This is a genomic window from Pseudarthrobacter woesei, from assembly GCF_055412745.1.
Genome location: NZ_JBVAYU010000003.1, coordinates 301,993 through 321,850 on the forward strand (window position 1 = coordinate 301,993; position 19,858 = coordinate 321,850).

Sequence of the window (19,858 nt, forward strand, 5' to 3'; positions counted from 1 at the left end):
TTTCCGGCAGCGGCTGTGCTGCCGGCCCCGGGCTGTCATGCAGCTAACACAGAAAAATGCGCGTGAAGCTGCCCGCAGCGGAGTGGGGGAGGTGTTGTTACTCATTGGTAACTTACCGAGCGTAAACTTGTTAGGGGCGTATTGGCAAGGAATTCGCCGGACCCGATCCGTGTGGAGCCGTTGTCTGGAGTCCGCCTGGACGTCTTGAGGGCGCCGGCCCTGCTCGATTTGTGCAAGCGAAAACTCTCGGGTAGAGTAATTACTCGTGCTGAGGCGCCGGGAGCGCGGGTTTAGACCTACGGATCCGGACCGAAAGTTCCATTGGGATATGGTGTAATTGGCAACACTACGGTTTCTGGTACCGTCATTCTAGGTTCGAGTCCTGGTATCCCAGCTCTGAAAAATCCGCGGATTTACGCGGCTGATCAGGGGTTTTGAGTCGGCTGGCCCGGTTTGAAACGCTTGCTGAGTGTATGAACTAATCACTTGGCGCGAATGGCAGAAATGCTGTTCTGGAGAGTACGCGGCCCCATCGTATAGCGGCCTAGTACGCTGCCCTCTCACGGCGGTAACGCGGGTTCGAATCCCGCTGGGGTCACATCTAAAACGGTCCCGGGCATGAGCCCGGGGCCGTTTGCCGTCGAGCGAGCCGCCGCCGAGACTCAGTTCCTTCTCGGCATAGCGGGTTCAGTCGCAATTTGAAAGCTGGAACGTCCGTGCTGCAGCTTTCGAAGGGCACCGCGCCCGCCCAAAGCCGGCCGCAGCGTCTGGGCGTGCTGACGGCGTCGGACTGTAATATGGTCGGACTAGAGACCAACGTGCAGGGCGTACTGCATCCAAGTAGTACCCAAGGGGAATTCAGTGAGCCATCCGAGTGTGACCGATCTCGATAAGAAAGTCGGCAACATCGAGCACCTGTTGGCCAATAGAGGCCGGTCGTCGACTCCGCCGCCTCCAGGAGGAGCGAAGGTCAAACTTACAGATCTGTTGGGTATCAATTTTCACTCGGCCTCACCAGTTCATCCGAAGCTAAGGCTCGCAACGATCGTTCACGACGAGCTATACGACGAGCTCGAGAAGTCCTATTCGGTTCTTCCACTAATGCCGTCTTGCCTCGTCGATTCTGTGGATGAAGGACAGCCTCGAATGATCGTAATCCACCGAGCGGCCTTTCAGGAGGGGCCGTGGTTCGGCGCGGAGGATGCATCGGGTGGCACTGCAGTAGACGTCATCAAGCGTCTCCTCCCATGGAGCAGGAAACTTAGGGTGCCAGTTCTCTTCATAGAAAACGGGGCGCCGGACGGGTTCTACACCAGCGTCCTGCGGGAGATCGGGACGGAAATCTTTGCGTCCGTTGACACATACAACCGAGTACCGGAGGGTGCCCCTCGCAGGGCCGTTTTTGAGATCGCCCGCAAATATGCGCCCCAGCAGCCGGCCCCACTTCTGAATGGTAACCAGTAGCATGCAGTTCTTGTATTGCGCAGTGAACACGTCCATTCCAGATGATACCGGGGATCATGCGACGGCAGGAATCTTGCGAGAACTTCGCCAGGCTGGCCACGATGTAAAGGTCCAAGTTGCGGCTGATTCGGGGGCGGCGACGAGATCTGAATCGTTTTTGGATTTCGGAGGCCCGGGTGACGTCGAACCTGACAGCAACGACACCACCTTCGAGAGTCTCATCGGTGCTTTTGCGGCAGACGTGGTGGCGGTAGTCAAGGAAAAGCGCTTTGACGTTGTTATCGCACAGGGCGTTGAGCTGAACCGGATCCTAGCTGAGGAACCGGGACTGCCTGTCAAGCTCTGGTCACTTCTGAGTTCTGCAGACTTCGAGGCAGAGATGGATTCAACAGGTGAGACAGTTCTGCGGACTATAGTCGAAAATAGTCAGCTCATCTTGGTCGACGGTCCGGAGCAGTTACGTTCGGTAAAGAGGGCCGCGCCTTTGGCGCACCATAAGGTGTTCAACGTCACAGAAGCCGGCGGTTTGACCGCCGACTCTTTGGCCTCCCGGGTTTCTCTCTCGCGCCTTGCAACGTTGTCCGGTGCACAAAGAAGGGTTCTCGTGTACTGGGATCGTCCAGTCCGGTCGCCCCGGGAATGGGCAGAGCAAACGCATGCGATTGCTAGTTCACTAGCCTCGACGGAAGTCCACATCGTCCTTATGTGCCAAGACGCACTATCCGTATTCGGGACGGAGTTGGCAACGCGTAGCCCATTTGTGACGACCATTGAGCCACCCAGCGCCGAACACCAAGTGGCTGGCGGCCGGCTCCTGCCTAGGTTCGCTGCCTGGCACGTGGGCGTTGCAGCCAGATCTTTAGACTGCTCAGTCGTGCTCAGCGACGATCTCGAGACCGTCGTGTACGGCTTCTCAAATGATTACATTCGTGAACGACTGTGGCCCATTATCAGGATTGAGGGCCTTGAAGACTTCAATGAACGGAAGCAACTTTTCGAGCAATTGGCGACGACGGTTAGTCGCATGGTCTTCGTCGATCACGATACCCGAGCCATGTTTGAAGCACGAATCCCTTCGGCGACCTCGAAGACCGTAGTGCTCCCTGGTCTTGGCATGGCTGGCACAAACTCGCCCAGCCCCATCAGACCGGACGGACAATTGAGTTTGTTGTTTAAGGAATACTTGGATCGATCGGTTGCGGATTATTTGTCCCTCCCTCGGCGCGGCACCAAACGTCGGATCCTTGTAGCTGGACACGACTTCAAATTCGCGGGTGAACTGCTGGGCGTTATTTCCCAGCGCGAAGACGTTGAGCTCCGGGCCGACCACTGGGCCACTCAGACTGCGCAAGATGAGTCGCTAAGCCGGACGCTTCTTGATTGGGCAGAAGTGATCTTATGCGAATTTGCTTCGCATAACGCTGTTTGGTACTCGTGGGAAAAGAAGCAAGGCCAAATTCTCATTGTGCGCTTCCACGGATATGAACTGTGGTCGCCTTGGATCCAAGACATGAACCTCGCCAACGTTGACAGGGTTGTGTTTGTTTCTGAGTTCTACCGAGAAAAGGTGATCGAGGAACTGGGCTGGCCGCGGGAAAAGACCGCGGTCATGCCGAACGTTGTTGACACCTTGGACTTAGCCCGGCCAAAGTCCCCTGATGGACGGTTCCACCTAGGCATTGCAGGAATCGTCCCCATCCTTAAGAGGCCGGACCGCGCATTGGATTTGCTGGAACGATTGCTAGATTCGGATGGTCGTTACACCTTACACATCCGTGGAAGGGGACCGTGGGAATACGGTTGGATGTGGCAGCAGGAGGACATTCGCGAGGCCTATGAGGCTTTCTACGAGCGTTTGGCCGTTAACCCCAAGCTTCGCCGCCGGGTAGCGTTCGAGGAGTTCGGACCGGACATGGCTCGATGGTTCCAAAACATCGGTTGGGTGCTCTCGCCGAGCTATCGCGAAACGTTTCACCTCGCACCAGTAGAAGGAATGGCTTCCGGCGCCATTCCAGTAGTCTGGCAGCGAGAGGGGGCTCAAGAGATATTTGGTCCGGATTGGGTTCATGCAGACACAAATGCCGCTGCCGAGTATGTTATTCGCGTAAATGAAGACGCCACGGTGTATAGCGGACTCTCCCAAGCTGCAGCCGAGCAGGCCCGCGAGTTTGACGTCGTGAAAACCGGGTGTGAGTGGCTAGGACTGTTGTTCGCCAGAGAGAGCGCCTATTCAGACATGCCCGCTGCTAATATTTCGGCGGAACGGCAGGAAGTGCTTTTTGCCTCCAACAACACCGCGGCCGCTCTGGCGCGGCTGGTGAAGGTACTGCGCCGCGACGGTGATTCCAATCGCGTAAACGAGTTGGTTACGGCTCATCCCAATCTCGCTAAAGAGCTTCCGCTGCCCTTGATGTTTGAGTCAAAATGGACGGACGGGGTCGAAGCGCTGAAGGCCGACCTTCCCAAAATTACCGAACGAAGCTCCGGGGCGGCATACCTCGCGCGCCCTAACGCCGTATTATTTGCTGTCGACGGTCATGAAACCAAGGCGTCTACCCGTCGGCTATCAGCAGCCTGTCGAGGAGAAATTGATGGAGGCCTGCTCCGTCTAGTTGTAGTGGCCTCAGGTGCGATTGACCCGCGCTTCGACAGTCAGAAACCCAGCCGGAGTGACTTCGAGGTTGACGGACTTCCAGCGATACGCCACTCACTGCGTCACTCCGACCAGCTGCGCTTGGACAAACTCGTCATGGCTGCTGCGGATGCAATAGTGCGCGAGGCACGTACATTTCGGCCTGCCGCCATCGCGTCCGAAGGGGAATTTTGGGTCGCGCTCCCCGCGCTATTGGCGGCACGCCGTCTGGGTATTCCGTTCCTTGTAGACGAATCAACAGGACAGGACCAGCGCGGAGATGAAAGCCTCTCTCTTGTGTGCCGCAAAGAAGCTGATGCGGTGTTCCGCTCGGGAACTTGCCCGACGCATTGCCTTCAAGAGGCGATTCAGAAGTATAGTAACGCAATAGTTCCGTTGGTGCAGCGTGAACTCTCGACCTTGAAGGTCGGAGTCATTTCGGATCAGTTTACGGCCCGAACGATCTCTTACTCATTCGAACTCGTGCCCCTGTCCAGGGCCGGCGGATATGTGCAGGTTGCCACGCTGGACCTAGACGCGATTTTTGTTGAGTCAGCCTGGGAAGGGCCTGATCATGAGTGGCACAGGGGCGTAGCTTACTACCCCGATCAAAATGATGATCTGCGCAGGATTATCGAAGTAGCTAAAGCGAGGAAAATACCTGTAATTTTCTGGAATAAGGAAGATCCGGTTCATTTCCTTGCCTTTGAGCGAACAGCCGCGATGATGGATCACATATTCACAACGGACGCGGATATGGTTGGCAAGTATCTCCAAAGCGATGAATCTACGGCACTCACAGTTTCTTCGTTGCCTTTCTATGCCGAGCCCGCAATTCATAATCCGATGCCGACAGGCAGGACTTATAGTCATTCTGTTAGTTATGCCGGCACATATTACGGGGATAGGTTCAAGGATCGATCGATCGAGCTTCACAAGATGCTTGACGTCGCAAAGAGCCAAGGCCTTACCATTTACGACCGCCAGGTAAATGTCCCTAATTCTCCGTATCGTTTTCCCCCAGAGTTGTCAGGCTTTGTGCGTGAGGGGGTGCCGTACAACGAAGTATTGGAAGTCTACAAAGCACATCCCGTAAACATAAATGTCAATTCTGCCAATGATTCACCGACGATGTTTTCCAGGCGCGTTGTAGAAATTGCTGCCAGTGGTTCTGTTGTGCTGAGCGGCAGGGGTAGAGGAATTACGGAACAGCTCCAGGGTATCGAGGCGAGTGACTCAGAAGAGCGGTGGACTGAACTTCTAGGGACATGGATGACCGACGAAGGCGGACGTATTGAGGAAGTTTGGCGTCAGTTGCGAACTATCACTCGGTCACATCTGGCCGGCTACTCGCTGACGATTCTGATGCGCACCGCCGGCGTTCCCGTCACCGCTCCTCGGCTGTCGGGCTACGCAGTAGTCGTCACTGCGCTAGATGCGGAGACTGTTGAGTCGATACTTCGCCAATCCTGGCGTCCATCCGTCGTCCATACGAAGATGGCGGCCCATTATGATGTGAAGCGATTAGAAGAGAATGGCATCAATGTGTCTTCATCATCGGAGCTTGACGCGGATGTTGAATGGGTTGCTTCGTGGACTAACGTTCCTACCGACACTTACTTCGAGGACATCCTCCATGCCACAAGGTTCGGAGTTTGGGATTATCTATCCGGGAGGCCGTACACCGAGGAGGACGGCATAGGCAAACCGATTGTAGAGCTAGAGCGAAGTGGCGTCTTCGCTGAGCTCCGAAGATCGGGTCCTAACGGAGGGGGACGAGATGCGGCGCCGTTAACGTGGGTAATGCCGCGAAACTAGCTGGCTATAGGTCGTGTCAAGCCCTTGTCCGGGCACGGCGGTTCGCGCCTCGGGAGAGGCCGGGCGCTTGTAAGTGGATGTGGCGGCTGACGGTTTGCTTGCTGGACCGGCACGGTTCCGGTCAGCGCCCACCCTGACTTATCCGACCTCGGTTATGCACCGGGTCATCGGGCGTCGTTCGGGCTGCAGCCGGGGCGAAGGGCCTGGCGCCAAGCTAGTTGCGGCGTAACGCGTGACCGTCCGCCTTAGCGGAAGCGGCTTCTGGTCCGGCACTTCGTCGGTTCCAGCGTCTCACCGCTGGCCCTGGTTGTGAAGGCCTGCCGTGCACCTCCTTCGGGTCCGGAACGGCGCTTTCCCGGCTGGCCACATAGTGGCCCTTCGCAGATGAGCGTGGTTAGGGCGGTCTGAGGCTGGCGCCGCGGGGTAGGGCCGCTGCCTGTGCGGCGTGGTGCGGCGGGAAAAGAGGTCAGGGCCTCTTTGAATTGGTAGCGACCAAGCAACCAATATCCAAAAGAGACCCTGACATGAATAACTCTATGTGAGGTGTACTACTGATGTGAGACACAGTTTGAAAGGATTGTGCCCATGTCTTTCCGTCCCACTTATTCCGATGAGTTCAAGGCTGATGCCGTGAATCTCGTCATTTCCTCTGGCCGTTCGCCCGCCTCAGTTGCCCCCGAGCTGGGGATCTCCGTGACCGCGCTGAAGCGGTGGGTCCAGCTGCATCGGGAAGGAGAGGCCGGGTCCGGCGGCAAGCCTGATGACCCGGTGGATCCCGCGAAATACAAGGCGTTGGAGGCACGGCTGCGGGAGCTGGAAAGGGAGAATGATTTCCTGAATTATCCTGATGTCCGGATTATGCCGATGTCTGCCTGAACCCGCAGCTCAGAGCCGGGTGGGTGCCGGAATGTTCGGCATAATCACTCAGAGGTTTTCCAGGAATTCCAGCAGATCCGGGCGTGGTGTCCGGCGGTGCGGTCCGGTCCAGCGCCCGTTGTTTGATGCCTAGGTGTATTAACCACGGAGGTTAGTGACGCGGCTTGCTGGTGGCTGACCTTTGAGTGAGGTGTGGCCTCGGTGATGATTGTAGTCATGGAGCCAGGCCGGGAAAGCGGCAACGCGCTCGGTCTCTGAGGTGTAGGGGCGGGCGTAGGCCCATTCCTCGAGCATGGTGCGGTTGAAGCGCTCGACCTTGCCGTTGGTCTGGGGCCGGTAGGGCCGTGTTCGTTTGTGTGTGATGTCCGGGCTCAGGGCGTCTTTGAAGGCGTGTGAGCGGTAGCAGGAGCCGTTGTCTGTCACTACGCGCTTCACGGTGATGCCGGCGGTGTTGAAGGCCTCGTTGGCGCGTTCCCAGAAGCCGGCGGCTGTCTCTTTCTTCTCGTCTTCGAGGATCTCGGTGTACGCGAAGCGGGAGTGGTCGTCCACGGCGTTGTGCAGGTAGGCGTAGCCGGGGCGCCGGTTCGCCGCGGTCCCTGTCTTGTTCCTCTTGCCTGCTGCCCGGTCCATGACGCGGTGCCCGCCGCCGTCGGGGATGCGTCCAAGTTTCTTGATGTCGACGTGGATCATGTCCCCGGGCTTCTCGTGCTCGTAGCGGCGGATCACCCGGCCCGTGGCGCGGTCCAGCCAGGAGAGTTTGGCCAGCCCGAACCGGGAACGGACCTTGTGCACGGTGGATGGCTGGAGGCCCAGCAGATACCCGATCCGGGCGGGCCCCCACCGGCGGTTCACGCGCAGGGCGATGATCCGCCGCTCCCGCCGTTGCGGGGTCCGCGAGGGAGACCTCAGAGCGCGGCTGGAGCGGTCCTCCATCCCGTCCTCGCCGTGTTCGCGGTAACGCTCTGCCCAGCGCGCCGCTGTCGGCACGGACACCTGGAACCGCTCCGCGGCCCGCCGCAACGGCCACCCGTCATCGACGACGCATCGGGCCAACTGCAGCCGCCCCTTGGGCGCGAGAAAAGCATTAGGGTGGGACATGAAGACCTCCGTTTGTGGAACTGGACTCTAGACAAGCCCCACTCCACCCGGAGGTCTTCTTTTTGTCACCTATCCACGCCGCGTGTCACTAACGTCCGTGGTTAATACACCTAGGTCGGCGTGAAGGTATGCCTGGGTCGATTCAATGGATTCGTGGCCCAGCCAGAGAGAAATGCTCGCGGTGTCGATGCCCGCGGCGAGCATCCGCATGGCGTTGGTGTGCCTGAGAACGTGCGGGGTGACGGTTTTTGTCGCCAGCGTCGGGCAGGTGGTGGCCGCTGCGGTCGTATGGACGCGGAGCCGTTGGGCGACCGCGTCGGTTGTCATCGGCCGGCTGCTGCCTTGGGCGGTGAAGACCGCGGACGGGGGAGCCGGTGACAGGTTGTCCTCATACCAGGCCTGCAGGGCCAGGGTCGTGGCGGCGTCCAGCGGTGTGATCCGCTCTTTGCGGCCCTTGCCGTGGGAGGCAACGTGCGCCGGGCGGGTCAGCTGGAGATCGGCCCAGGTCAGGTGCGTGAGTTCTGAGATCCGCAGGCCGGTGGTGACCAATGTCAGGATAATCAGCCGGTGGCGTCTGCCGACCCAGCGGGCTTCGGGCGGGGCCGCGAGCAGGGCGTTGACCTCGGCGTCCGTGAGGTAGCTGACTGGTCTGTGCTTTGGGTGCGTTCTTGGCCCGGATAGCCAGCACCCGCCTGATTAGGTCCGCATGCTCGGGATGGAGGTACGCGGCGTAGCCGAAGAACGCGTGGATGGCCGCGAGCCGGGCGTTTCTGGTCGCGGCACTGTTGCCCCTGCCTGTTTCCAGATAGATCAGGAATCCGGTGACCGTCTCAGCGTCGAGGTCGGTGAAATCGGCGGCGGCCGGGCGGCGGTGCCGGTGATATCCGAGGTAGGCCAGCAGCAGCCGCCAGGTGTCCCGGTAGGCCGCGACCGTATGGGCGCTGGCGCCTCGCTGGCCGCTCAGGTAGGCGGTGAAAAAGGATTGCAGGGTGGGGGCGAGCTGGCTCATGACAGGAGCTTTCCGTGGGTTTGTGCGGTCTGGACTCTTTCGGTTACCAGGGCGAGCAGTTCGGGGGTGGAGCTCAGATACCAGTAGGTGCTGGCCGGGCTGACGTGGCCGAGATAGGTCGCCAGAACAGCGATCCGGGCGTCGGCGTCAGCGCCGTCACGGTAGGCCTCGGTAAGAGATTCGGTGGCGAAGGTGTGACGGAAATCGTGCAGGCGCGGTGCCCCGGCCCCGGCCCCGGGTCGGGGCGTCAGGCCAAGGGTCGTGGCCAGGGACCGGAATGCTGTCTGCAGGTTTCCGGTGTGAGGGCGGGTACCGATATAGGTGAGGAAGAACGCGTCCGGGTCGCGGGCCGTGACCAGGTCCCGGCTCGCGCTTAGATAGCAGCCCAGTGCACCGGTCGTGCTCGGGTGCAGCGGGACCAGACGTTCCTTCCCGTATTTGCCGGTCACTGTGATCACGCCGGCGCCCAGGTCGACATCTTCCAGGTTCAGGGCAAGGGCTTCCCCGATCCGCATGCCGGTGGCGGCCATCAGCCCGATCACCGTGGACACCGTCAGCCCTCGGGCTGGCGGGCCCAGACTGAGTGCGGCGTCCATCAGCTCAACGGTTTGCCGTGGCGTGTAGATGTACGGAATCGCATGAACGACCTTCGAAGGTATCAGCCCGGCCGGGATGATCGGGGCCAGTGCGGGATTCTGTGCGTGAACATAGCCGGCAAAGCCGCGGACCACGGCCAGGCGGTAGGCCCGCCAGCGGGGCGAGGCACCCATCGGCAGGACCGCCCAGGCTTCGGCTGTTTCAACCGTGATTGCTCCTTGGCCGGCGGTTTCGAGGCTGAGCAGGAAATTGGTGATCAGCCCCTCGTGCGCGTGCAGGGTGGCGCCCATCTGCCGGCGCAACCGCAGATACTCCTGCTCATAGCCGGCCAGAACCGTGGTCATTGGACTCGCCCGGGAACGGTGACTGATCCGGGGGTGCCTCTTTCGGCACGCGGCCATGGTCTGGCCAGGGTTCTCAGGGCGGCCAGATCGACCCTGGCGTAAATGACGGTGGACGCGGGGCTGGTATGGCGCAGCAGCTAGGCCGCCTCGGTCAGCGTGCCGCCGGCGGCCAGGACACCTGTGTTTCGTCAACTTTTAAGTAGGCCATTTCGGCGCTAAGGATTAGGCCACCGCGGCACGTTTTTAGTCCATTTCAGCAGTTGGCTATTTCATGAGGGCGTTCTTGACTCGGTAGGACTCTCCGCGGAATTGCAGGAGGCGTCCGTGGTGGACCAAGCGGTCGATGACAGCGGCGGCCATGTTGTCGTCCCCGAACACCGTTCCCCAGCGGGAGAACTCGAGGTTGGTGGTGATGATGAGGCTGCGTTTCTCGTAGCCGTCGGCGATGACCTGGAACAAGAGCCTGGCTCCTTCGGTGTCGATCGGCAAATATCCAAATTCGTCGATTATGAGGAGCTGGTTTTTGGCCAGGGAGGCCAGTTCCTTGTCCAGGCGGTCCTCGTCCTTGGCGCGGCGCAGCATCATGACCAGGGACGAAGTGGTGAAGAACCGTGCCTGGATCCCTTGGTTGCAGGCCGCTGCCGCCAGCGCGGTCGCCAGGTGGGTTTTACCGGTGCCTACGTCGCCGTAGAGGACCAGGTCCTGGGCGTGGTTGATGAAGTCCAGGGAAGCCAGGGCCTCGCGGCCGTAGTCCTCGGGGAACCTGACGCTGGTGTAGTCGAATCCCGTGAGTGTTTTCAGGGCCGGCAGCCTCGCGGATTTCAACAGCCGCTGGCGTCGTGATTCGAGCCGGGATTCGTGTTCGGCGAGCAGTACCCCGTGCAGGTATTCGCGTTGTTTCTAATTCTCGACTGTCGTCGGCGCCAGCGCCCGTTCGCGGGAGAGATATTGCTCGAACCGAACCAGCGTCTGCTCCCAGCCAGGCAGGACGGCCGGCGCTACTGCCGCCCGCTCAATGTCTGAATCGGAGAGGAATTCGATGAACCTGTCCAGCGAGCGGGCCGTGATCAAGTTTCTGTGGCTCTGGCGGCGATGCCGGAAGAACTCCTCGATCGCTTCCGGAGATAGATCGTGAATCTCAAGGCCCCGAGCGTGCAGCCACCCGGACAAGTCGGCGAGTATCTGCAGCTGCTGGGCTGCGGTCCCTGGCGAATAGCCCAGCGCGGCAAGCCTGACGCGGAACCCTGGAAACAGTGAGACCAGCGGGCCGCGGACACGTACTTTGGCAGGATCGCTCATGATCCTTGTCCTTCCGAGAGAAGACGGGAGGACAAGTATCAAATAGCCGCCGGATTATGCCGAACATTCCGGCACCCACCCGGCCCTGAGCTGCGGGTTCAGGCAGACATCGGCATATTCCGGACATCAGGATAATTCAGGTTATGCCGATGTCGGCATAACCTGAAAAAAGTTTCGGCGTTCTTCGCCAAAGAACAACGGTAGAGGACCTCTACCGGCTTGTTCAGGGGAAGAACGCCGAATTCCCTGTCACCTGGATGTGCGCCCGGCTGGGCATTCCGCGGGCCTCCTATTACCGCTGGCTGGACCACGAAGAATCACCGACCGCTGCCCGGCACCGGGAGCTGACCGGACTGGTCAAGGTGATGTTCGATTCCTCCGACGGGATTTTCGGACACCGCATGGTCCACACCAAACTCGCCGCCACGGGTGTGGAGATTTCCGTGGGGACGGTCGCTGCCATCATGGCCGAGAACGGCTGGGCGGCCAAGCGGATGCGCGCCTTCAAACGCACGACCATCCCCTCGGACCCGGACAAGGTCTTTGCCGATCTCATCGGCCGGGACTTCACCTCAGATACCCCCGGAACGAAGCTCGTCGGTGACATCACGTACCTGCGCACCGGGGAGGGCTGGCTGTATCTGGCCACCGTCATCGACCTGTGCACCCGCATGGTCGTTGGATGGGCGATGGCCGACCACATGCGCGCCTCCCTCGTCACGGGCGCGCTGGCGATGGCCCGGGACCGGGGACACCTGGCCCCGGACGCGATTTTCCATAGCGACCGCGGCACCCAATACACCTCCCGGGAAATGGGCGCCTGGTGCACCGGCAACGCTGTCCGACAGTCAATGGGGGCCACCGGCGTGTGCTGGGACAATGCCGTCGCCGAGTCGGCGTTCTCATTCCTGAAGAACGAGTTCTACCACCACCACAGCTTCGCCACCCGGCAGGACGCTCGCCAGGGAACCATGCGCTACATCGAGGTCTTCTACAACCGCTGGCGGCCCCACAGCAACAACGAGGGGCTGCCGCCGGCCACAGCAATGGCCAACTTCAAGACCAAAAACCAGCCGCTACCCGCGGCCGCCTAACCCAAAAGAAACCAACCGGCTGTCTCACATCCTTGACACACCTCAATGTCTTGTTCCGATGGCCGCTGGTGCACGCGCGCGGACACGCTGCTCGGTGTCGAAGGCGTCCGCGTCAGCTCCGTCACGGCAACCGCGGCCGGCCTGGTTCTGGGCGTCGAAACCGGGGAGGACGTCACAGGCTGCCCCGACTGCGGCGTCGTCGCGGTCGGGCACGGACGCCGCCAGGTCCGGCTCCACGACATTCCCTGTTTCGGCACGCCGGTGCGGCTGCTGTGGGCCAAGCGTGTCTGGCGCTGCCCGGACCCGGGCTGCCCCAGGACAACGTTCACCGAGGAACACCCGCTGGCCGGGCCACGGGCGAAACTGACCGCCCGTGCCGTGAACTGGGCAACAGATGCGCTCCAGCGTTTCGACACCTCGGTCTCGGCCCTGGCCCACCAGCTCGGCGTCTCCTGGCACACCGTCTGGGACGGAATCCGGGGAGAGGCCGCGCGGCGGATCGCCGACACAGGCCGGTTGAAGGGGGTGGACGCGCTCGGCGTCGACGAGCACGTTTGGGCCCACACCGGGCCGCCCGGCACCGGCATGGTCACCGGGATCGTGGACCACACCCGCGACGCGCACGGCGTGGTCCACGCCCGGCTGCTGGACCTCGTTCCGGGACGCTCCGGAAAGGCCTACGCCGACTGGCTCAAAGACCGCGGCACCGGATTCACCGCCGGCATCAAGACAGCGGCGCTGGATCCATTCCGCGGCTACGCGAACGCGATCCGCGACGAACTGCCCGAAGCCATCACCGTCCTGGATGCCTTCCACATCGTGAAACTGGGATCGGCCATGGTCGACGAAGTCCGCCGCCGGGTCCAGCAGGACACCCTGGGACACCGCGGCCGCAAGGGAGATCCGCTCTACGGAATCCGCCGGACCCTGCAGATCGGCGCCGAACACCTCACCGAGAAACAGGCATCCCGGCTCGACGCGAAACTCACCGCCGGGGACCCGGACCACGAAGTCACCCTCGCCTGGCAGTGCTACCCCAGAAGCTCCGCAACATCTACCACGCCCGCCCGGAACACGGCCGGGCACTCGTGACCGAGGTAATCGCGTCGTTCCCGACCTGCCCCATCCCGGAAGTCGCCCGGCTCGGCCGGACCCTCAAACAATGGAAGTCGGCTATCCTGGCCTACTTCGACACCAACGGCGCCTCCAACGGACCCACCGAAGCGATCAACGGCGTCATCGAAACCACCCGCAGAATCGCCAGAGGCTTCCGCAACTTCACCAACTACCGGCTCAGATGCCTGCTCGCCGCCGGCGGCCACCGCCCCTACCGGGCGAAACCAACAAACCATGCCTAAATGCGAAGGGCCCACATAGTGCGCCCCGGCTTGTCGCTGTCAACGTCTTTCGTCCTCGCTGCGCTGCGGGCACTCCACGTTGACCGCTCCTTGTGCCGGCGGCCGGTTACAGCCACTGCCCCGGGAAAGCCGGCGGGTGGTCACGCCCATCGGGCGGGGTTTTAGGCGGCCTGGTCCCCCGGACCATGGCGTACGCGATACGGGTGGCCCTGTTGGCACGAACACCGGCTACAAACGAGCCGCCAAGGAAGCACACGGCCTCGTCCGATCCGCACTGGCCTCCAGCGGCGACATTTACCCCACCCTTCCGGACTACTAGACCATCCGCTTCGACCCGTTGCCCACAGCCAGCGCGACAAAAGACCATCGCCGAGCTCTGCGAACATCTCACCAGCACCGAAGTTCGCTACCCAGGCACAACTAATTTGGCTGGAGCCCATCAAATGGCACGGTCGGAAATGCGCCTACTACTGACCCGTCAGCGGTCTGAGGCTCGTAGCGACTTAGAGAATGCTCGACTATCTTTCGCGCCTGGCGCGGATCCAATTGAAGAACCGAATCCTGCTCAAGATGCCTCATCCATAAATAGCTGGGTGCTGTCGAATCTAGGATTACAGGCATCCGCTCATCCACGGTCGGGTGAGAACCAATAAATGTCTGCTGAATCGTTTCTGTCCGGGCGTCAAAATAGCCAACCGTCATGAGGCCGATAGCGATCTTAGGATGGACAACACGTCGCAGAGAGGTAACTTTCCCGTCCTCAAATAGTCCAGTAAGTCCCTTAGCCAAAGAAATTGCGTAACCTACGTGATCGCGAGTGAGATAGCGTGAGCAGAGATCGAAGAAGTCGCATGACAATACATCGTCATCGTCTAAGCGTGCATCACCGAAGACCATGTTGGAGCTTTGGGCTGCTCGGGAGATGAACTCTCTGATCATTTCTGGTCTGCCAGGATTTCCCTCTTCGTCGACAAGTTCCAATTGCATGAAAGGATACTGCTCCGCGGCTCTTTGAAGTTGTTCCAGGTACTTACCCGGCAGGGATCGAGAATACTGAACTCGATGTAGAACCAGATGACGTTCTGCAATCAGCGCAATCGCTGGGAGGGACATGCCAATGAATATCTCCATCCTCGGGTCGAGGCGTCCTGGGCTATACAGATAGGCCGCGTAGTCGTCGGCGCTGGGGAATCTAGACCCATTGGAGGCATACCACGCGGCATTCTGAGGCAGGAAAAGACTGAAGCGCGTCGTGAGAATGAGAGCCCTCGAGTCAGTGTCTCCCCAAGCTCGTGGGAGTATGTGACCGTCTTCCGGTGCTTGATCTCCATCGTCTGTGATTTGATCTCCGTGATTGCGCGCGGCGGCTCCCTGCGCGGCGAATGCAGTGAGACCGCGCAGGGAGACGCCGCCGCTGGCGACATGCCAGCCCACAACGGAAATAGAAGTGCAGGTGACGCCTGCTGGGAGGCCGAAAGACGCGAAGTAAGTACGCTGGCCGGCATCGACTTCCACATAGCGGAAGTAACCGATACTCTCATGCCCGGACTTGGAAATGCGGCATTCAGAGAGATCCATATCGGTTGCACCGTGGAGCTCCAAAGAAATCAATAAATGGCGACCTTGCGGGAGGCGGCTCTGAGCTTCGAATTGGATGCCAAAAGAACCGGCGCCCGGATAAACCGCCACGCGGAGTGGCGCATCGACTGCGTCATCCCACGTCTCGCTGCCGGACGCGAACTCAGGGCCGTCACTGTCAGCTCTCTGACGGTTAGGTTGCGTAGCGACCTGGTTCGGATGTTCCGCAAGGCGGTTGACAATACCGTCGTATACCGTATCCATGTAATGGTAGGGCGCCAACGACCATTTGTGCTGGCGATTCGATACCGTCGATTGCCAGGGAAGATCAAGGCAAAACACGTCGAGATGCTCGCGTATGACGGCGATGTAACGAGCGAACAGGTTGTTTGCTTCATCCGGTAACATCGCCCAGTACCTGCCTAGGGCCTCGCCTTCTTCGTCATGCATGGACCAAGGTATGTTGAACAGAACAACTTTCGACTCGAGATTGTTTGCTTTGACAAAGTCAGCGAACCGGATCACAGCTCTCCTCCAGAGCGCCAAATGTCGGTCGCTACCAAACCGGATCCAGTCGCGATCTGCCTGATCGCCAAGTATTGCGCTCTGAACCAGCTCAGTCGAGCGTGTAACGTAAGTGGCGTCGCCAACCTCGATAACTCCTAGTCGCTCATCTGTGAGATCCCAGAAAACGAAATCGGCACGATCAGCCATATCAATTAGCGTCTGGAACAGGTCTCCATCGAAATCACCTTGAAGGTTTCTGATCTGAAAAGGGCTCGAGAGCTTTCCACTAGCTGCATCAGCTGCATAGGGTTCGTTGACGGCGCTGATCAGTGACTGTCGTGCGGTGTACCCAAGTAACTCGTTGCCCGCTGTGTCTAAATATTCGAACGCGTCACGCGAGACGCAGCTGCCATAAATATAAATACTTGCCATAATCACTCGCCTAAGGTTGCTGCGCTACTTCGCGGATCGCGAGTGCTCGTCCAGCGGTGAAAACGACCCGTTATTGTACCGGGCCGCCCTGAATTGCCTTCCTACTAGATGTTGATTCGTTTTCCGGTACCTAGTAGCTGCGCGACGGCACCAACAGTCCGCTCACGCGCCTCGCCGTCTCCATGGGTGTCAACGGCGTTGAGGTGTCGAAGGGCTCATGGTTATTCACGAGGCGGTCCACCTATTTGACCCTCTGCTATTCGTCGGTGCCAATTAGGGTCACGGTGCCCGCATGTGCTGGTTCGAGCCGTTCGTTGTTGTCCGGCGTGATGAGTACTGGCTGCCAGGTCGTCTTCCGGACTCCACTGGAATCGTTGGGCACTAAGTGCGCCAATGACAGCACCGGCGTGTACTTTCCGTAGCCCAGGGATCGGTCACACGACGGGTGTCGGCGGACTCTTTCGGGGCCGTGACGCTTAGCGCCATCCCAACCGGACGGGCACCGGACATAGGCATAACGCTAGGCATTGATTCCCCAGGAAAGGCAATAGCTGACGAGCCGATGTTACCCCACGGCAAATGGAAATGTTTAACCGCGCTGACTCATAGAAAACCTCGGCGGAGCCGGATACGATGCCTCAGATGAAAACCTCTGCGTAGCGGCGCGTTTGACGTGGGAGTAGCAAGTTGATTTGGCCCGGGTTCGTCGCTTGTTTTGGCCCCGCCCCTGGTAGGGTTTCCGGCTTGGCCGCCGCGTCGGGGGAATCGTTTCTGTGCTTGGCGGGTGGTCTTGAGGCGGTAGGAATGGTTCCAGTGTTGATGACATGGCCGCGGAACGTCAGCCTCTCCACGATGGCCACCGCGAGGCGGGGGCCGGTGAAGGTCTGGCCCCACTCTATTGAAGTTGGCGTTGGAGGCGCAGACGATGGATGCCCTTTCTTCCCGGGCGGTGATGATCTGGAAGAGCAGCTCCGATCCGTGGGTATCGAGCTCGGCGTAGCCCACTCTGTCGACTATGCGGATATCCGCGTACTTGACGAGTTCGAGCGCATAGGCGCACTTGTGCACGGCGCGCACATGGGCTGCGATGCGCTTGCCGTCGGCGAAGACCTCGATGAGTGCCGCCCCGATCCGCACACTGACACGCCGCCGGCTTAGGTGACCGGCACGGCGTAATAGCACTGGCGCACACAGACCTCGGCTTTGTGGTTGGCCTTGACCGAGACGGTGGGGCCGGCCTCGAAAACATCCGCAGGCAGCGGCACCAGCTCCGGGGTCTCGGCGGCGGCCGCGGCGCCGACATGACCGGGCGGGCAGAGATCACCCGAAAGTCGTCCGTGTCCTCGCAGGCAGCCATGAACCCGTTCAGATCCGCCAGGGTCGCGAAATCGGGCACGGGGGTGAGCCAGCGGCGCCGGAACCGGCCGACCTCGCCCTCCACCCCGCCCTTCTCGTGGGCCCCTTCAATGCCCGGTATGCAGAAGAACGTGTCGAAACCGTAGTGGGACCTCATGGCGATGAACCGCGGGTTCTCCACCCGCTCCCGCCCCAGCGCCACCCGGATCACCGCCGGCGTCAGGTTGTCGTAACGGATCATTTTCGACGGGACTCCGCCGAGGCGTTCGAAGGCCACGTTGTGCCCGTCCGGGAAGGATTCCTGGGCCTGATTGACATACGCCACGTGCACGGCCCGGCCAGAATGCGACAGGCGCAGCACGAACATGAACAGCTTGACCATGATCCCGCCGATCAGGGCCTGGAACTCACCGAAATCGACTTCAGCTTCCGCGCAGGGGGCATGGGTCCGCGGGACCGCGACATCGACCGCGGTGCCAATCAGCTCGCGCCGGATCTTCGCCACCGCGTGGGTGACGTTGGATTCCGTCACGGTGACCCCGAGCTCGTCCACCAGCCGCTGCCAGAACGGCCGGGCGGTATGGCGCTGCTTGCGCGGCGGCGGCGTCGAGCCGGCCAGCGCGGCACGCACCGTGCGCCGATGCACACCGGGGACCCGGGCCAGCTCTCGGACAGACATATCTTTTACTTGCATCGCGGCGGATACGGTCGAATTATTCGGCTCTCGTTCTCTCTTTCAAACCCGTTCCGTTCTCTTAGTCTTGAACGACAAAGGGAACGCTACGGGCGGGTCGAGGGTGGGGCCAATTCAAGCGACTAAAAGCCCCAAAGGTGGGGTCACTTCAGAGAGCTATACCCATACCAACCACCTCGTCGGACAGAAACGAAGCCCCAGTGGGTGAATGAGACCGAATAAAATCCATCCCGTTGTAGAGCGAACGGACGCGCAAAGCATTGAATATTCAGTCCGGACTGTCCCGGCAAGCTGCGCGGCAGTCGGGTCTTCCCGCCACGCCGGCTTCGGCTCTTACGTCTCGCCATCGCGTGATTTGGGGAGTCGGTGTGGTTGGGCCCCCGTTAGCAGTCCAGCGTCTATGCGATAGCTAATTGGTTTTCTAGCGTCCAGTTTTCCCAGTAGCGTTTCGGCGTCATGCCGTCCAGGGATCCGTGGGGCCGTTCATGATTGTAGATAGCTTTCCATTCCTCGGCCAAATACTTCGCTTCGGCCATGGTGTCCATGATTTCTCCGGAGAGTTGTTCCCTTCTGAATTGGGCGTTGAAGGATTCGATGAAGCCGTTCTGCCAGGGTGATCCCGGGTCGATGAACGCCGTGTCCACGCCGGCGGTGTTGCACCAATCGACCAGTGCCGCGGCGGTGAATTCCGGCCCGTTGTCACATCTGACGTAGGCCGGGGCGGTGCCGGTTTCGGCGATGATGTTCTCCAGCACCGCGACCACGTCGGCGGCCTTGAACGACCGGCGCGGGATGATCGCCAGCGCGGTGCGGGTGTATTCGTCGATGACGTTGAAGAACCGGATGTGCCGCCCGCAGGAGGTCACATCGGACTGGAAGTCGAAGCTGACCACATGCATCGGGTACTCAGCCGAGAGTCGTTTCTGTTCCCCGGCGCCGGGCCCGGTGCGGCGCTTCTTCCGCGCCTTGGGTTTACAGACCAGGCCTTCGTCGCGCCAGAGCCGGCGCACACGCTTCCTGTTCAGCGCTATGCCGTCCCACTCCGGCTGGGCCAGCAGGTGCCAGCGGGCCTTCCGCCAACCCCATGCGGGGTGCTTGCTGGCGGTGGCGCGCAACTGCTTGCGCAGCTGCGCTTCCTCGAAGCCCATGTCGGGTTTCTTCTTCCGGAACGCGGACCGGTTCTGGCCCAGCACTGCGCAGGCGAAGCGTTCGGATGCCCCGAATTTCTCCACCGCCATGCGCACGGCACGGCGGCGGGGTTCGGGGCTTAGAATTTTCCCTTCGCCACCTCGTTGAGGATGTCGATGGCCAGTTCCTTCTCCGCCAGCAGGCGCTTGAGCCGGGCGTTCTCCTTCTCCAGCTCCTTCGTGCGTTTGGACGCCTCGGCGTTCTTCTCGGACCCGTACTGGTTCAACCACCGGTACCAGGTCGCCTCGGTGACCTGGAGCTCCTTGATGACCTCGACCATCGGGCGTCCGTCACTGAGCATCTTCTGGCCCTGCCGGACTTTGGCGATGACCTGCTCTGGGGTGTGTCTGCGTGCCATGATTCGTGAATTTCCTCCTGTGTCCATTCTCGGACACGAAACTCACACAAACACTGGACTTCTACACGGGGACCCAACCAGGTGGAATCCGGCCGTGGACCGAATCTTAGAACCTTTAGCTTCATTGATTCTTTTCGCCTCCTATTTGGAATATGA

At 60.5% G+C, this 19,858-nt stretch carries 13 protein-coding genes, 2 tRNA genes and 3 pseudogenes; 9 read left to right on the top strand and 9 right to left on the bottom strand.

Going from position 1 to position 19,858, the window contains the following annotated elements; all coding sequences use genetic code 11:
* Positions 1 to 322: 322 nt before the first annotated feature.
* The 5 genes from ACZYZE_RS06830 to ACZYZE_RS06850 all read left to right on the top strand — a co-directional run bounded on the left by ACZYZE_RS06830 (position 323) and on the right by ACZYZE_RS06850 (position 6,790).
* Positions 323 to 394: transfer RNA gene (locus ACZYZE_RS06830), tRNA-Gln, on the top strand.
* Positions 395 to 525: 131 nt separating this feature from the next.
* Positions 526 to 598 (top strand) — tRNA-Glu (locus tag ACZYZE_RS06835).
* Positions 599 to 876: 278 nt separating this feature from the next.
* Positions 877 to 1,464, top strand: coding sequence for a hypothetical protein (locus ACZYZE_RS06840; protein ID WP_463906990.1), 588 nt, complete (start codon positions 877 to 879; stop codon positions 1,462 to 1,464).
* Between the two features lie 22 nt (positions 1,465 to 1,486).
* On the top strand, positions 1,487 to 5,914 hold the full coding sequence (locus ACZYZE_RS06845; RefSeq protein ID WP_463906992.1) for a glycosyltransferase family protein: 4,428 nt from the start codon (positions 1,487 to 1,489) through the stop codon (positions 5,912 to 5,914).
* 585 nt (positions 5,915 to 6,499) lie between these two features.
* Positions 6,500 to 6,790 (top strand): transposase, encoded by a 291-nt coding sequence (locus tag ACZYZE_RS06850; protein WP_463906993.1) that lies wholly within the window; start codon positions 6,500 to 6,502, stop codon positions 6,788 to 6,790.
* Between the two features lie 138 nt (positions 6,791 to 6,928).
* On the opposite strand, the gene ACZYZE_RS06855 is transcribed toward ACZYZE_RS06850, so the two are convergent.
* The 6 genes and pseudogenes from ACZYZE_RS06855 to ACZYZE_RS06880 form a co-directional block, all read right to left on the bottom strand.
* Entirely contained in the window at positions 6,929 to 7,888 is a 960-nt protein-coding gene (locus ACZYZE_RS06855; protein ID WP_463906996.1) for an IS481 family transposase, read from the bottom strand.
* Positions 7,889 to 7,957: 69 nt separating this feature from the next.
* Positions 7,958 to 8,515 (bottom strand): annotated as a pseudogene (locus tag ACZYZE_RS06860) (tyrosine-type recombinase/integrase); the annotation flags it as partial.
* Between the two features lie 112 nt (positions 8,516 to 8,627).
* Positions 8,628 to 8,897, bottom strand: a pseudogene (locus ACZYZE_RS06865) (site-specific integrase); the annotation flags it as partial.
* A complete protein-coding gene (locus tag ACZYZE_RS06870; RefSeq protein WP_463906997.1) occupies positions 8,894 to 9,838 on the bottom strand; it encodes a tyrosine-type recombinase/integrase in 945 nt (314 codons plus the stop codon). The pseudogene ACZYZE_RS06865 and the gene ACZYZE_RS06870, both read right to left, overlap by 4 nt.
* A gap of 264 nt (positions 9,839 to 10,102) precedes the next feature.
* Positions 10,103 to 10,723, bottom strand: a complete 621-nt coding sequence (gene istB / locus ACZYZE_RS06875; protein ID WP_463907161.1) for an IS21-like element helper ATPase IstB — start codon at positions 10,721 to 10,723, stop codon at positions 10,103 to 10,105.
* 15 nt (positions 10,724 to 10,738) lie between these two features.
* Positions 10,739 to 11,137, bottom strand: coding sequence for a hypothetical protein (locus tag ACZYZE_RS06880; protein ID WP_463906999.1), 399 nt, complete (start codon positions 11,135 to 11,137; stop codon positions 10,739 to 10,741).
* A 194-nt stretch (positions 11,138 to 11,331) separates the two neighbouring features.
* Here ACZYZE_RS06880 and ACZYZE_RS06885 point away from each other — a divergent pair.
* The 3 genes and pseudogenes from ACZYZE_RS06885 to ACZYZE_RS06895 form a co-directional block, all read left to right on the top strand.
* A pseudogene (locus ACZYZE_RS06885) lies at positions 11,332 to 12,231 on the top strand (IS3 family transposase); the annotation flags it as partial.
* A 45-nt stretch (positions 12,232 to 12,276) separates the two neighbouring features.
* Positions 12,277 to 13,323: an ISL3 family transposase gene (locus tag ACZYZE_RS06890; RefSeq protein WP_463907001.1), complete on the top strand. Its 1,047-nt coding sequence runs from the start codon at positions 12,277 to 12,279 to the stop codon at positions 13,321 to 13,323.
* Positions 13,320 to 13,589, top strand: coding sequence for a transposase (locus tag ACZYZE_RS06895; RefSeq protein WP_463907004.1), 270 nt, complete (start codon positions 13,320 to 13,322; stop codon positions 13,587 to 13,589). The genes ACZYZE_RS06890 and ACZYZE_RS06895 overlap by 4 nt, the downstream gene beginning before the upstream one ends.
* A 420-nt stretch (positions 13,590 to 14,009) precedes the next feature.
* Here ACZYZE_RS06895 and ACZYZE_RS06900 read toward each other — a convergent pair whose 3' ends face one another.
* Both ACZYZE_RS06900 and ACZYZE_RS06905 read right to left on the bottom strand, forming a co-directional pair.
* A complete protein-coding gene (locus tag ACZYZE_RS06900) occupies positions 14,010 to 16,106 on the bottom strand; it encodes a DUF6270 domain-containing protein (protein WP_463907006.1) in 2,097 nt (698 codons plus the stop codon).
* Between the two features lie 603 nt (positions 16,107 to 16,709).
* On the bottom strand, positions 16,710 to 17,288 hold the full coding sequence (locus ACZYZE_RS06905) for an ATP-binding protein (RefSeq protein ID WP_463907008.1): 579 nt from the start codon (positions 17,286 to 17,288) through the stop codon (positions 16,710 to 16,712).
* Positions 17,289 to 17,742: 454 nt separating this feature from the next.
* Here ACZYZE_RS06905 and ACZYZE_RS06910 point away from each other — a divergent pair, with 454 nt between their 5' ends.
* Positions 17,743 to 18,282, top strand: coding sequence for a hypothetical protein (locus ACZYZE_RS06910; protein ID WP_463907011.1), 540 nt, complete (start codon positions 17,743 to 17,745; stop codon positions 18,280 to 18,282).
* A gap of 272 nt (positions 18,283 to 18,554) precedes the next feature.
* Here ACZYZE_RS06910 and ACZYZE_RS06915 read toward each other — a convergent pair.
* A protein-coding gene (locus tag ACZYZE_RS06915) for an IS3 family transposase (RefSeq protein ID WP_463907014.1) occupies positions 18,555 to 19,702 on the bottom strand; the annotation gives its coding sequence in 2 pieces (ribosomal slippage) (positions 18,555 to 19,429 and positions 19,429 to 19,702; 1,149 coding nt in all).
* Between the last annotated feature and the right edge of the window lie 156 nt (positions 19,703 to 19,858).